The sequence below is a fragment of the Acinetobacter sp. SH024 genome (assembly GCF_000163635.1).
Classification (GTDB): domain Bacteria; phylum Pseudomonadota; class Gammaproteobacteria; order Pseudomonadales; family Moraxellaceae; genus Acinetobacter; species Acinetobacter pittii.
Window position 1 is genome coordinate 348,173 of sequence record NZ_GG753602.1, and the last position, 15,315, is coordinate 363,487.

At 39.8% G+C, this 15,315-nt stretch carries 10 protein-coding genes and 1 pseudogene; 4 read left to right on the top strand and 7 right to left on the bottom strand.

The features are described from left to right. Positions 1–43: 43 nt before the first annotated feature. The 6 genes from HMPREF0013_RS18185 to leuS form a co-directional block, all read right to left on the bottom strand. A complete protein-coding gene (locus HMPREF0013_RS18185; RefSeq protein WP_079377687.1) occupies positions 44–1,438 on the bottom strand; it encodes an efflux transporter outer membrane subunit in 1,395 nt (464 codons plus the stop codon). A gap of 22 nt (positions 1,439–1,460) precedes the next feature. Beyond that, positions 1,461–3,455: a MacB family efflux pump subunit gene (locus HMPREF0013_RS18190; RefSeq protein WP_002114873.1), complete on the bottom strand. Its 1,995-nt coding sequence runs from the start codon at positions 3,453–3,455 to the stop codon at positions 1,461–1,463. Positions 3,456–3,457: 2 nt separating this feature from the next. Then, positions 3,458–4,798 carry a MacA family efflux pump subunit gene (locus HMPREF0013_RS18195; protein ID WP_005804245.1) on the bottom strand — a complete coding sequence of 447 codons (1,341 nt, stop codon included), beginning with the start codon at positions 4,796–4,798 and terminating at the stop codon, positions 3,458–3,460. Between the two features lie 107 nt (positions 4,799–4,905). Beyond that, complete coding sequence (holA, locus tag HMPREF0013_RS18200) at positions 4,906–5,895, bottom strand: DNA polymerase III subunit delta (protein WP_002114918.1); 990 nt, start codon at positions 5,893–5,895, stop codon at positions 4,906–4,908. Between the two features lie 18 nt (positions 5,896–5,913). After that, on the bottom strand, positions 5,914–6,423 hold the full coding sequence (lptE, locus tag HMPREF0013_RS18205; protein WP_002115142.1) for an LPS assembly lipoprotein LptE: 510 nt from the start codon (positions 6,421–6,423) through the stop codon (positions 5,914–5,916). Between the two features lie 27 nt (positions 6,424–6,450). After that, positions 6,451–9,075 carry a leucine--tRNA ligase gene (gene leuS, locus HMPREF0013_RS18210; RefSeq protein ID WP_002114754.1) on the bottom strand — a complete coding sequence of 875 codons (2,625 nt, stop codon included), beginning with the start codon at positions 9,073–9,075 and terminating at the stop codon, positions 6,451–6,453. A gap of 534 nt (positions 9,076–9,609) precedes the next feature. On the opposite strand from leuS, the gene HMPREF0013_RS18215 reads away from it, so the two are divergent. From HMPREF0013_RS18215 to HMPREF0013_RS18230, 4 genes and pseudogenes are all read left to right on the top strand, one after another. Next, positions 9,610–11,334, top strand: coding sequence for an acetolactate synthase 3 large subunit (locus HMPREF0013_RS18215; RefSeq protein WP_002115026.1), 1,725 nt, complete (start codon positions 9,610–9,612; stop codon positions 11,332–11,334). Next, positions 11,334–11,825, top strand: a complete 492-nt coding sequence (ilvN, locus tag HMPREF0013_RS18220; protein WP_002114824.1) for an acetolactate synthase small subunit — start codon at positions 11,334–11,336, stop codon at positions 11,823–11,825. The genes HMPREF0013_RS18215 and ilvN overlap by 1 nt, the downstream gene beginning before the upstream one ends. Before the next feature lie 32 nt (positions 11,826–11,857). Further along, positions 11,858–12,874 (top strand): ketol-acid reductoisomerase, encoded by a 1,017-nt coding sequence (gene ilvC / locus HMPREF0013_RS18225; RefSeq protein ID WP_002115094.1) that lies wholly within the window; start codon positions 11,858–11,860, stop codon positions 12,872–12,874. A 326-nt stretch (positions 12,875–13,200) separates the two neighbouring features. Then, a pseudogene (locus HMPREF0013_RS18230) lies at positions 13,201–15,066 on the top strand (EAL domain-containing protein); the annotation flags it as partial. An 8-nt stretch (positions 15,067–15,074) separates the two neighbouring features. On the opposite strand, the gene HMPREF0013_RS18235 reads toward HMPREF0013_RS18230, so the two are convergent. Next, the coding region (locus HMPREF0013_RS18235) for an IS30 family transposase (RefSeq protein ID WP_005802468.1) at positions 15,075–15,315 on the bottom strand (241 nt) is incomplete at its 5' end.

The window sequence follows — 15,315 nt, forward strand, 5'->3', positions numbered from 1 at the left end:
CTGATAACTCTAATTGAATAAAGAAATAGCATCTATAGTGCTATTAATTCGGCAGTTCTTTTACAGGTGAACCACCTAAAGCTTGCATGAGAGTGACATACGCGTTGTATTGGCTTTGCTTGGTTTCAACGAGGCTTAAACGTGCAGTACGTGTGGTTTGCTGTGCATCGAGAAGAGTCTTTAATGCAACAGCACCATAGCGATAACGGACTTCGGTTAAACGTTCAGTTTTTTCTGCAAGTTCAACATTACGCTCTTGTAATGCTACTTGTTTGTTGAGTTCGGTACGACTCGATAAAGCATTTTCTACATCAGCAAAAGCCTGATAAAGCGTTTGACGATATTGAATAATCGCTTTTTCATAATCTAGATTGCTAATCGCGATATCTTTCTTCATATCGTTATATTGCAAAAACGGTAAGCTCAAACTTGCCCCAAGCGTGAGGGCAGGGTTACGTAATAACTCTGTTAACGATGTGCTGCTTGAGCCCAAACTACTGGTTAAGCTAATCGATGGATAGTAGCTCGCTTTAGTAGCATCTTTAGTGGCTAATGCTTTTCTTAAACGTAGCTCACTTGCTTGCAAATCAGGGCGGCGCGATAAAATGTCGGCAGGTAAGCCAGCACCAATTGCAGGTAGAGCAGTGCGTGGTAAACGCTTTGGCTCTTGAATATTTAATTGCTGCAATGGTTCATGCAATAACACCGCAATGGCTGTGCGAGTTTCAACCAGTTGTTGTTCAATTTGGCTTAAACTCGCTTTCTGGCTTTGTACTGATTGTTCTGCTTGAGTCAGATCTACACCTGAAACGGCACCAGCTTTATATTGAATCTGTACCAAGTCATAAAGCTTTTGAGAGGTTGCTAGACTTTGCTGGGCAGTTGTGTAGCGCTCATTTAAATAACCCAGTTGCCAATAAAGTTTGGCAGTAGTTGCAATTAAACTTTGTCCCGTAGCTTGTAAGTCTTGTTCAGTCGCTAAAGCTTCCCATTTACTTGCTTCGGTTTGGCGGGCAAGCTTACCAAACAAATCAAGCTCATAGCTTACCCCAGCACTCATGGAAAGACCTTTAGCACTGTCATCTCCCGAATTTAAATCGAAAGAATGTCCTGTAGAAACACTAGAGCTCGTTCGCAAGCCTTGTTTGTTAGCGGTTAAATCAGCTTGTAGACGGGCTTGCTTTAAAGTAATACCTGCAACTGCTAAATCGCTATTACGTTCTAATACGTTGTTTACGAGTTGGTTGAGCTGTGCGTCGTTAAAAAGCGTCCACCAACGGTCAGAATATTGATCGGCAGACATGGTTTTTGTTTTTGCTGTGTCATATTGAAAACTACCCGGAACTTGTACTGCAGGTGTTTCATAAGGTGTTTTTACTACAGCCGCACATCCTACAAGAGAACCTGTGAGAAGGAGTGCTGTGCTGAGTTTAGTCATAGAGAAAGACATGCAATTTTCCTTATTCTCGAGATAGTGCGGCAACAGGGTCAAGTTTCGCGGCATTCTTGGCTGGTAAGAAACCAAAAACGACCCCAATCAGTGTTGAACAGACAAAGGCTGCAATAATTGAGGTGCTTGAATAAGCCACACTAAAGTTACCACCAGCAAATTTATTAATAAGTTGTCCAAGTCCAAGCGACAATAAGACGCCAAGCACACCACCAATTAAACACACTAAAATTGCTTCAATCAGGAATTGCTGCAAAATATCACTTTGACGCGCACCTACGGCCATACGTACACCGATTTCTTGAGTACGTTCAGTCACCGAAACCAACATAATATTCATCACCCCGATACCACCAACCACCAGTGAAATTACGGCAATTGCAGAAACTAGAAGTGTCATTGTGCTGGTTGTTTTCTCAATGGTTTGACGGATACTGTCACTGTTCATAGTGAAAATATCTTGTGCACCATGGCGCTGGGTTAATAAATTCACAATCGCATTTTCTGCGGCAGCAGTTGAATATTTGTCATTAATACGAACCACGATATTACGTACATTAGATTGTCCTAACATACGGCTCATTACGGTTGTATAAGGCATATAGACATTTAGCGTGTCATCTGAACCCATACCGCTTGTTTGTGGCTCAACAACACCAATAATACGAGCAGGTACACTACCAAGTAAGACTACTTGACCGATTGGGTTAGTACCGTCACTAAAAAATTGTTTTTGAGTATTGGTATCAATGACCACATCCTGTGAGCGATCACGAACACTACGTTGATCAAAAGTTTGTCCATCTTTAAAGACCAAACCTTTCACATCGAAATAATCGTTACTCACACCATTAATGGTCGCGTTAGCTTCATTTTGTTGATAACGCATGGTTTTGGATGTACTAACGATTGGGCTGACTGCACTAACATACGGTTGAGTCATTAACGCATCGGCATCGGCAGGCACCAAGGTTTTAAAACTTGCAGTTTTAGAGTTGTCACCAAAACCACGGCCCTGAAATACCGTAATCGTATTTGTTCCTAGACTGCTAATATTACTTAAAATTTGCTGTTGAGAGCCTTTACCTAGCGCGACAACCGTAACAACCGATGCAATACCAATAATGATCCCAAGCATGGTTAAAAAAGTACGCATGCGGTGGGCATTCATAGACAGTAAAGCCATTTGGAAGGCTTCAGATAAACGGTCTAAAGTAGAGCGCCATGCAGAAATACTTTTGCCTTTCTTCTGTTTACCTTGTAAAGCAGGCGCCGCATCAGGATCAGATTTGATTGGTTCAGCTGCTTGATCTGGAACATTAGGGCGGTCACTAATAATTTCTCCGTCACTAATCTCGATAATGCGAGTCGCATTTTTTGCAACTTGCATATCGTGGGTGACTAAAATAATAGTGTGACCTGCAGCATTGAGTTCACGCAAGATACGCATCACCTCAACACCACTATGAGAGTCGAGTGCCCCCGTCGGTTCATCTGCCAGAATAACGTCACCGCCATTCATCAGCGCACGGGCAATAGAAACACGTTGCTGCTGACCGCCAGAAAGTTGGCTTGGTCTATTAAGTGTTTTAGTACCTAAACCTAATTCAGTCAGTAGAGCCGTTGCGCGTTGTTTACGCTCAGAAGGTGTAACACCTGCATAAACAGCTGGAACTTCAACGTTACCCTCAGCAGATAAGTCACCAAGTAAATGATAGCGTTGGAAAATAAAACCAAAATATTCACGGCGTAGTCGAGCCAGCTGATCTGGCTCAAGTTTACCTGTTTCTTGTCCATTAACCTTGTAACTACCACTCGTAGGTCGGTCCAAACAACCCAGAATATTCATGAGGGTCGATTTACCAGAACCAGACTGGCCGACAATGGCAACCAGTTCACCTTCATAAATGGTCAGGTCAATGCCTTTTAAAATTTGTATCGTGCTTTCGCCAGCAGGGAATTCCCGGACTAGATTGCTGACTTCAAGCAAAGCTTGTTTTGTCATGCTTACATTCCCATTGGGCCACTACGGCGACGGTTATTACTACTATTTGCTGATGCAGCAGAAGTATCGGCACTATCGGCAATGACAACTTGATCACCTTGTTTTAAGCCCGCAAGAACTTGCGCATTTACACGGTTGTTAATGCCAACCAAAATTTGAGTTGGTTTAGTTGTGCCATCAGCTTGTAATACACGTACAACACTTAGCGTTAATTTACCTTGTTCAACGAGTTGTTTTTGTTCAGTAGTCAAGTTTAGGCGTTGTAGACGAGCTCCGTTTCCTTGAGATTTTTTAGCTGCTTCAGGTGAAGAACTTGATTTATCAGATGATTGGCCTGATTTTCTTTGACCTGAAAATTGTTTACTACTTAAAGCAGAAGATGGAACCAATAAAGCATTTTTAGCTGAATTTAATACGATATAAACTTGTGCAGTCATATCAATACGCAATTTACCATCGGTATTTGGCACATCGAATAAGGCATTGTAGTAAACAGCCGAGCTTGTTGTTGAGTTTGTAGAGCTTGTTGATTCGCTAGAAATTGAGTCTGGAGCTGGTTCAATCTGACGTAATGTTGCATAGCGCTTAGTTTCATCACCTAAAGTTGTAAAGTAAACCTGTTGTCCTTTTTCAACTTTCATAATGTCAGCTTCACTCACCTGCGCCTTAATCGTCATGTTTTGTAGTTTTGCAATTTTGACAATTGTTGGAGCGCTTTGGTTTGCGTTTACAGTTTGGCCTTCTTCGGTCACAATCGCGACAACCGTACCATCAGTTGGAGCTACAATACGTGTGTAACCAATGTTGGTTTGTGCCGTAGATTTTGTGACTTTTGCAGATTCGATTTGTGCATCTAATGCTTTAATTTGTGCCTGAGCTGTTTTATAGCTTGCTTCAGCCGATTCTAAATCTGCACGTGGCGTTGCATCTTGCGCATACATTTGTTGCTGACGGCGGTATTCAAGTTGTTTTTCATTTAAAGAAGCAACTTGTTGAAGGCGCTGCGCTTCTAAATTTTTAATGTTTGCATCAGAAGTTTTTAAGCTATTTTCTTGGGTGGTTGAGTCAATTTGTGCAATGAGTTGACCTTGTTTAACCTGATCGCCCAACTGTACATACATCTTTTTAACCTGACCAGATACCTGTGCACCCACACTAATTAGTTTAGTTGCATCTAGTGTACCTGTCGCAAGTACATTATTTTCAATATCCCCACGTGTTACCTCAGCAGTAATATATTGAGGTTGCTGCTCTTTAGGCTTTAAAAACTTCCAAGCTAATACAGCAATAACTGCTATACAGAGGATAATAATAACAAGTTTGATTGGCTTTATTTTTGGCATGGTGAGAGGTCGAAAAGTTTAAAATTTAATTTAGTATAAAAGCGAAATGAGGATAAAACGTGAATTTTTATTATATTTCAAGAATGAAGAAAAATGATTCCGCCGAATTATTGTATAAATAGCGTTTTACCACATAATTCAGCAATGGCCTGCTGCATCAAATGTTGGGCATTTTCATTCGACATTCCTTTAATTGCTGCATCAACTTGTAATAGAAGGGTGGACCAGCCTAAAAATTGTTGAGGATTTAATCTTCTTAACGCTTGTTGATATAAACTGACTTTAGTTTTCCAGATACCAAGTTGTAATGCATTATGAGGCTGTTCAAATAATTGCATCAATAAACGCATTTCTTTGCTTAGTGTCCATAAAATCAGACTTTCTGGTTCACCAGCTGCAATTAAATATTGAAAAATCTTAATGGACTGAGCGAGATTACCTTCTAATAAAGCATCGCTTAAATCGTAAGTGGTGTAACGAGATTGATCTTGTAAACAAGCATACAACTGTTCAATTTGAATCAGTTGTTGGTCTGGAAAAGTATCTCTTACACGCATCAAGCTATTCTTAGCTGCGAGCAGATTATGCTCATGATGCTGCATGAGCCACTGCCATGCGTCATTATCGAGTTGAATTTCAAGTTTCTCTGCTTCAGCAGATAAAATTCTTTGACGGTCTTGCGGATAGTTTGCCGTTAGGGCAACGACAACACCATTTGCTTCCACAACTTGGAAAAAAGCAGACTTTAAGCTACTACTATCTTGCTTAGGTAAAACAATTAAAAGCAGGTTAGTTTCATTATGTTGAATATAACTTTTAAGTTGTTTTAGCCCATTTGCGTCAGGCTTTATATTGCCATGTACTTCAATGGCAAGCTGCTGAGAAAATAAAGATAAGCTGTTAAGAGCGTTAAAAACATTTTTCCAGTCGCTTACACTACTAATATCGTAGCGTTGTCTTTCAACTTCTTGTTGTTGCCAACTTTTACGAAAAGCATCTAATAAATTTTGTTCCAGCAAAGGTTCTTGGCCATGTAAGATCCACGCACCCCGTGCTTCCGGAATGCGTTTTAAGGCTTGTAAATAGTCAATTTTCATTGCTGGTAAAAATAAAGATTAAGGCTGAGCTTTTGGTAAACGGTTTGCTGAAATCTGACGAGTAATTTGCTGTGCAATGTCATCGATCACAATACGTTGCAAATAAGATTCTTGCTGATTTTCGGTGTTAACCGTTGCAAGATCATACTGATAACTACGAGATGCAGTTAATGAACGTGGTTCAGTAATTTTATTACCCTGACGGTCTTCAATCTGGAAGGTTACGGTTAAGCGTAATAATACTTCCGTTAGTTTTCCGTTTAAAAGCTGACGACGTGGAGTGTACTCTAAAACACGCAGTACGTAGGCATCATTATCATTGCTGAATTGAACACCATTTGCAGCTAAATAAACTTTTAACTGGGTTTCCAAATCATCAGTTTTAGCTGGTAACTCAAGGCTTAATTTTTTATAAACAAGCGGAGTTGCAGTCGGGTTGGTTCCTTTTAAATGAAATCCACACCCGACTAAGCCTGCACTAAGGCCTAAGGTCAAAACAACAGCGGCTAAACGTTTGGCAAAGTGCATGCTTGATCCTCTCATTAATAACTTTAATTAAACCACGAGGTTAACTAATTTATTTGGAACCACAATTTCTTTTTTTGTTGGTCCTGTTAAGAATTGTTGAACTTCTGGAAGGGCTTTAGCTTGAGCTAATAGATCTTCTTTAGAGATATCAACCGAAACTTCAAGTTTACCGCGAAGTTTACCGTTAACCTGTACAACAATCGTTTGCGTATTACGAGTTAATGCAGAAGCATCGACTTCAGGGAATGTTGCTTCTGTTACATCTGTACCAAACTGAGCCAATAATGTTTGACTTAAATGTGGTGCAAATGGAGCAAGTAAAGTTAACAGTGTGGTGATCGCTTCACGTTCTACAGCAACGTCGTTGTCATCTTTTGCTTCAAACTTGTTGCTCGCATTTAACAATTCCATCAAAGCGGCAATCGCAGTATTGAATGCATGACGACGTTCGATATCATCACTTACTTTTTGAATAGTTTCGTGTGTTTTACGACGTAAATCTTGAGCATCTTTAGACAAGTTAGCAGCATCAATCGTAGAAGCTTGGTTGCTCTTTTCAAGGAAGCTTGCTACAAGGCGCCATACACGTTTCAAGAAACGGTTTGCACCTTCAACACCTGCATCAGACCATTCTAAAGATTGATCTGGTGGAGCAGCGAACATCATGAATACACGCGCTGTATCTGCGCCGTATTGATCAATAATCGCTTGTGGGTCGATACCGTTGTTTTTCGACTTAGACATTTTTTCTTGTCCACCGATCACAACTTCTTGACCATCACCTGAATATTTTGCAGAAAGAATGCGACCTTTTTCATCGCGTTCTAATTCGATATCAGCAGGGTTAAACCAAGTTTTCTTACCATTTTCTGCTTCACGATAGAATGTATCAGCAAGCACCATGCCTTGAGTTAACAAGTTGGTAAATGGTTCATTACCTTGTACTACACCTTCATCACGCATTAATTTGTGGAAGAAACGTGCATAAAGTAAGTGAAGAATCGCGTGTTCAACCCCACCAATATATTGGTTTACAGGAAGCCAGTTTTGAGCTGCTTCAGGTTTAACCATACCACCAGTGAAGTCTGGAGACGCATAGCGTGCGTAGTACCAAGATGACTCTACGAATGTATCCAATGTATCTGTTTCACGACGTGCATCGCCACCACAACAAGGACATTTAGTTTTATAGAATTCAGGCATTTTATTAAGCGGGTTACCTGAACCATCTGGAACAACGTCAGTTGGTAATACAACTGGAAGCTGGTCTTCTGGAACTGTGACTTGACCACAAGTATCACAGTTAATCATTGGAATTGGACAACCCCAATAACGTTGACGAGAAACACCCCAGTCACGTAAACGGAATTGAACTTTAGAATTTGCTAAACCTTGTGGTTCTAATTTTGCAAGGAATGCATCAAAAGCAGCTTGGAATTCTAAACCATCAAACTCACCAGAGTTAACAAGTTTACCTTCTTTAGAACCGTACCATTCTTGCCATTCAGTTGCAGAGTAGTCTGCATCGTCAGTACCTTTAGCATCAATCACTTGCTTAATTGGCAAGTTGAACTTGTTTGCAAATTCAAAATCACGTTCGTCATGCGCTGGTACAGCCATCACTGCGCCAGAACCGTAAGACATTAATACGTAGTTTGCGATCCAGACAGGAAGCTCTTCACCAGTTACAGGATGCTTTACAAACAAGCCTGTTGCCATGCCTTTTTTCTCGGCTGTTGCCAAGTCCGCTTCTGCAACTGAACCCATGCGGCACTCTTCAATAAATGCAGCCAATTCAGGGTTGTTTTCAGCAGCTTTAAGCGCAAGAGGGTGTTCTGCTGCAACGGCAACATATGTCACGCCCATAAGCGTGTCAGCACGTGTTGTATAAACAGTTAAGCCATCAGCATAAATTTCGGTATTGGCAGATGGGAAAGTAATTTCCATGCCTGTAGAGCGACCGATCCAGTTACGCTGCATGGTCAACACTTGTTGAGGCCAGCCGTCTTGTAGAGTGTCTAGGTCGTCTAATAATTCTTGTGCATAGTCAGTAATACGGAAGTAGTACATTGGAATATCGCGCTTTTCAACCAATGCACCAGAACGCCATCCGCGACCATTTTCAACTTGTTCGTTTGCTAAAACAGTTTGGTCAACTGGATCCCAGTTTACTGTTGAAAGTTTACGGTAGATCAGGCCTTTTTTATAAAGCTGAACAAATAACCATTGTTCCCAGTGATAATACTCTGGTGTACAAGTTGCAAATTCACGATCCCAATCTACAGATAGACCTAATTTTTTTAATTGGTCACGCATGTACGCAATGTTTTCAAATGTCCATTTTGCCGGAGCAACTTTATGGGCAATTGCTGCGTTTTCTGCAGGTAAACCGAATGCATCCCAACCCATAGGTTGTAATACAGTTTCACCTTTTAAACGATAGAAACGGCTAATCACATCGCCAATTGTATAGTTACGCACATGCCCCATATGCAGCTTGCCGCTTGGGTAAGGAAACATTGACAGGATGTAACGATGTTTACCTTCGACAGTGTCGGCAACTTTAAAGACTTTACGATTTTCCCAATCTTGTTGAACTGATGGTTCAATCGTGTTTGCTTGATATTCGGGGTCAATGTGAGAAATAGTCATAGACGTAAGCTATACAACAAAAATTGATATTAAAGATTGTTGCACAGCATAGCGCAAAATCGACAAAAATGCAGTTTCGGGATGGATTTATTTTCCGTTAAAAATTAAACAAGAATAAACCTAAAAAAAGCGGGGTAATCATAAAAAAAGAAAAGTGGAAAAATCAAATAAGATGAAAAAATAGCCAGTTAAAAAATAATCATAGAAAAGTGTTTCTTTAATCTTGACTTTAGTGAATTAAACAACAAAAATGCTTCCTTTAGTTTTATATGCGATTATTTGATCACCCTTCGAATAACCGTCATGTTTTGTAATAGACATTCTCTCTAGCCGAGAGATTGATTTTACTTAAAGTATGTATATCCAGACATGCTTTATTAATGTTAAAAAAGCTTATACGGCTGAAAAACAGAAATTTTTCTATTGCAACGAAAACTAGACAATATGTGTGCTATAACAGTGCAGACAATTCAATGAATGAAACACTATTTGTGCCTTCCATAAATAGTGATAAAGATTTTAGGGTGAATCACGTTGGAACTTTTATCTGGTGGTGAAATGCTCGTTCGTGCTCTTGCGGACGAAGGCGTTGAACATGTTTTTGGTTATCCAGGCGGCGCTGTATTACATATTTATGATGCGCTATTTCAACAAGACAAAATCAATCATTACCTCGTACGTCATGAACAAGCTGCTGGTCATATGGCAGATGCTTACTCGCGTGCTACAGGTAAGACTGGCGTAGTACTGGTCACTTCTGGACCTGGCGCAACTAATACTGTGACTCCAATTGCAACAGCTTATATGGACTCAATCCCAATGGTGATTTTGTCTGGCCAGGTTGCATCACATCTTATTGGTGAAGACGCTTTCCAAGAAACTGATATGGTAGGTATTTCACGTCCTATCGTGAAACACAGCTTCCAAGTTCGTCATGCAAGCGAAATTCCTGCAATTATCAAAAAAGCATTTTATATCGCAGCAAGTGGTCGCCCTGGTCCAGTTGTAGTCGATATTCCTAAAGATGCGACAAATCCTGCAGAAAAATTTGCGTACGAATATCCTGAAAAAGTGAAGATGCGTTCTTATCAGCCACCTTCACGTGGTCATTCTGGCCAAATTCGTAAAGCGATTGATGAGCTTTTAAGTGCAAAACGCCCTGTAATTTATACGGGTGGTGGTGTTGTTCAAGGTAATGCATCGGCATTATTGACTGAACTCGCGCATTTACTAGGTTATCCAGTAACTAACACACTTATGGGCCTTGGTGGCTTCCCTGGCGATGATCCACAATTTGTGGGCATGTTAGGTATGCACGGTACTTATGAAGCAAATATGGCGATGCATAATGCTGATGTCATTCTTGCAATTGGTGCGCGTTTTGATGACCGAGTGACCAATAACCCAGCAAAATTCTGTGTGAATGCTAAAGTTATTCATATTGATATTGATCCGGCGAGCATTTCAAAAACAATTATGGCGCACATTCCGATTGTAGGGGCGGTTGAGCCTGTACTTCAGGAAATGTTGACGCAGTTGAAACAATTGAATGTGTCTAAGCCAAACCCTGAAGCAATTGCTGCGTGGTGGGATCAAATTAATGAATGGCGTAAAGTTCATGGCTTGAAGTTTGAAACCCCGACTGATGGCACAATGAAGCCACAGCAAGTTGTTGAAGCTTTATATAAAGCGACCAATGGTGATGCCATCATCACTTCAGATGTGGGCCAACACCAAATGTTTGGTGCGTTGTATTACAAATACAAACGTCCACGTCAATGGATTAACTCAGGCGGATTGGGCACCATGGGCGTAGGTTTACCTTATGCAATGGCTGCGAAGCTCGCTTTCCCAGATCAACAAGTTGTTTGTATTACTGGTGAAGCTTCAATTCAAATGTGTATTCAAGAGCTTTCAACGTGTAAGCAATATGGCATGAATGTGAAGATCTTGTGCTTGAATAACCGTGCTTTAGGTATGGTGAAGCAGTGGCAAGATATGAACTATGAGGGCCGTCACTCAAGCTCATACGTTGAATCATTGCCTGATTTTGGCAAGTTAATGGAAGCTTATGGTCACGTTGGTATCCAGATTGATCATGCCGATGAACTAGAGTCGAAGCTTGCTGAAGCAATGGCGATTAATGATAAATGTGTATTCATTAATGTCATGGTTGATCGCACGGAACATGTTTATCCAATGCTGATCGCAGGTCAGTCTATGAAGGATATGTGGTTAGGTAAAGGGGAGCGTACATAATGAGACATATTATTTCTGTACTCGTTGAAAACGAAGCTGGTGCGCTTTCTCGCCTTGTTGGTTTATTTAGCCAACGTGGATATAACATTGAAACACTGAATGTTGCGCCAACCGAAGACCCAACTTTGTCACGCTTAACATTAACAACTTATGGTGATGACCATAAGATTGAACAGATTACAAAGCAGCTCAATAAACTTGTTGAAGTTGTAAAAGTAGTTGATTTATCAGAAGGTTCACACATTGAGCGTGAACTGATGTTGATTAAAGTGAAAGCGTTAGGTGCTTCACGTGCTGAAATTAAGCGAACAGCGGATATTTTCCGTGCGCAGATTGTAGACGTGACACCAACTACCTATACCATTCAAATAGCAGGGACAACTGAAAAATTAGATGGTTTTATCGATGCGCTTGCAGAAAACACTATTCTAGAAGTCGTTCGTTCAGGTGTATCTGGTATCGCCCGTGGCGAAAAAGTATTAGCCATTTAATTTTTTAAAAAGTATTTTAGCGGAGAACACAAATGCAAATTTTTTACGATAAAGACTGTGACTTATCAATCATCCAAGGCAAGAAAGTAGCGATTATTGGTTACGGTTCTCAAGGTCATGCTCATGCACTTAACCTTAAAGACTCAGGCGTAGACGTAACTGTAGGTTTACGTGCAGATTCAGCTTCTTGGAAGAAAGCTGAAAACGCAGGTCTTAAAGTTGCAGAAGTTCCTGCTGCTGTTAAGCAAGCTGACCTCGTAATGATTTTGACTCCAGATGAATTCCAATCACAACTTTACCGTGACGTGATTGAGCCAAACATCAAAGAAGGCGCGACTCTTGCATTTGCTCATGGTTTCTCTGTTCTTTACAACCAAGTTGTTCCACGTAAAGATTTAGACGTAATCATGGTTGCTCCAAAAGCACCAGGTCACACTGTACGTTCAGAGTTCCAACGTGGCTCAGGTGTTCCTGACCTAATTGCAATCCACCAAGATGCTTCTGGTAATGCACGTAACGTTGCTCTTTCTTACGCTTCTGGCGTAGGTGGCGGCCGTACAGGTATTATCGAAACCTCATTCCGTGAAGAAACTGAAACTGACTTATTCGGTGAGCAAGCAGTTCTTTGTGGTGGTGCGGTTGAATTGGTGAAAATGGGCTTCGAAACTTTAGTTGAAGCTGGTTATGCACCAGAAATGGCTTACTTCGAATGTTTACACGAACTTAAATTGATCGTTGACTTAATGTTCGAGGGTGGTATCGCTGACATGAACTACTCAGTATCTAACAATGCTGAGTACGGCGAATATGTAACTGGTGTTGAAGTAATCAATGAACAATCTCGTGAAGCAATGCGTAATGCATTGAAACGTATTCAATCTGGTGAGTACGCTAAGATGTTCATTCAAGAAGGTGCGTTAAACTACCCATCTATGACTGCTCGTCGTCGTCAAAATGCTGCACATGGTATTGAAGTAACTGGTAATAAGTTGCGTGCAATGATGCCTTGGATTCAAGCAAACAAAATCGTAGACAAAGAAAAGAACTAATTTTCTTTATCTAACGTTTTAAAAGAACCCTGCTTTAAGCAGGGTTCTTTATTTATACTATTTTATTTGAATGTGAAAATTGCGATTAGGTCAACTTGACTAGATTAAATAAATTCTATATTTTTCATATAATTGGCTGCTTAATTTTTATTTACTTTATTGATTTATAAAGTAAAAAATACTTGACCAAAAGATAGATAATGTTATTGTTTATAACTGACTGAATAAGTCAAATTTACTAAAATTTCTTTAACATGTTTAATTGTATTTTGGGCAATGAGTTGAACAAAATAAAAAAAAGTATTGAATAATCATGGAAGTCCAATATGGGTCATGTTGATTACGATAGCACATTGATCGTCGGCTCTTTTATTGCAGCTGGCTTCATTTGTTATATTGTAATTTCCATGGAGCAGCTAATATTCAAGCAAGTCTATAAGAAATTTGAGTCCTTAATTTTATTTATTAATGGATTGCTACTCGCCTTAGCAATTAGCATCGTCCATATTGTTGGTATACAAGCTTATCATCTGTTTGATACAGCTCACTCTAATATTCCTTTAATTGCAATATCTTATGCTATTAGTGCATTGTTATCTTGCATTGCGATGTGGTTGACTTCGCGTTTTACACTCCCTTTATTTAGACTCATTTTGAGCTCGATTATTATGGGAATCGGAATTTCAGCTTCATATTACATTAGCATGCTGGGCTGGAATATTAATGTTTATAAAAAAGATTACACTTCGTTTTTACTTTTATTTTCTGTATTAATTGCGATGAGTGGTTCAGGGCTAGCGTTTTTACTCGCCTATAAATTAAAAGACACCGAACGATATCGCTTAACTTTAAAAATCGCATTTTCGGTTATGATGACCTTAAGTATTATGGGGATGCATTACACAGCGCTTATTGCGACGAATATTACCGATAAATTTATCAGCCAATATCAGGCTGAGCATGACTTATTATTATTCACAATTATTCTAGTCACCTGTTTGGTACTCGTAGCAAGTTTTATTGTTGCAATGTTAGAGCAACGCCTTACTCAACAGAATTTAGAGCTGCGCAAAGCAAATAAAGAATTAGCTAACCTATCTATACAAGACAATTTAACCAAATTACCTAACCGCCTTTATTTGGTGGATTATGCTGAAGTATTACTTTCAGATCATCGATACAAAGACCAGAAAATTGCTTTCTTATACATTGATTTAGATCGATTTAAATCGGTGAATGATGCATTTGGACATCATGTGGGTGATCAATTACTTATTCAGATGGCGAACCGCTTACATTGGCAACTCAATGAGAAGTGCAAACTGCTTAGAATTGGCGGTGATGAGTTTTTGCTTATTGCCGAAAATACAAATGCCGATGAAGCAGTTATTTTGGCTGAGAAAGTTTTACAGCTGATTCAAGAGAGTTATCAGATTTCTGGTAAAGAAATTAATATCTCTGCAAGTTTAGGGGTGGCACTATTTCCTGAGCATGGACAAAATGTTCAGGACTTACTCATGAATGCTGATGCCGCGATGCTCATGTCTAAAGAACAAGGCCGAAATACTTACACCATCTTTAGTTATTCAACCCACCAACAAGAAACGAGAAGTCAGTCAAAACTGATCAATGATCTTTATAAGGCCGTAGAAGAAAAGCAGTTCATCCTATATTACCAACCAAAATTTAATACGAATCTTGAAGTCTGTGGGGTTGAAGCATTAATCCGTTGGAATCATCCAGCTTTAGGAATACTCACACCGCATATGTTTATAGAAGGTGCAGAAAAAACGGGTTTGATCATTCCAATGGGATATTGGGCACTTGAGCAAGCTTGCCTGCAAATTCAAGAGTGGGAACGCAGTAACACCCCATTTTATCCAGTCGCAGTAAACCTATCTGCACTACAGTTCGAAAATAAAAAATTATTTAGTACACTCGAAGCATTATTGAAAAAATATCAAATTCAACCTCATCACTTAATTGTTGAGATTACTGAATCAACAGCAATGCGACATATCGATTTAAGTATTCGAGCTTGTGAGCGACTACGTGATATGGGCATTCGAGTCGCAATTGATGATTTTGGAACAGGCCATTCAAGCTTTTTATATTTAAAAGATTTACCTGTAGATGAATTGAAAATTGATCGTGGTTTTATCGTTGACTTAAAACCAGGCTCAAAAGAAGAAGGGCGAATTCAAACATGAGGTGCGACAGTTTCAAAAGCCATATGATAATCAACAAGCTGAGCAAATTTCTCTAATGGTGTAAGCCAATCTAACGCCTTTCTAGGACGAGTATTCAGTGACATGGCAACTTGATTTAAATAATGCTGATCTGCCTGATTTAAATCAATCCCTTTAGGTAAATATTGCCTAATTAAACCATTCATATTTTCGCATGTGCCTTTTTGCCAAGGTGAATGTGGGTCACAGAAA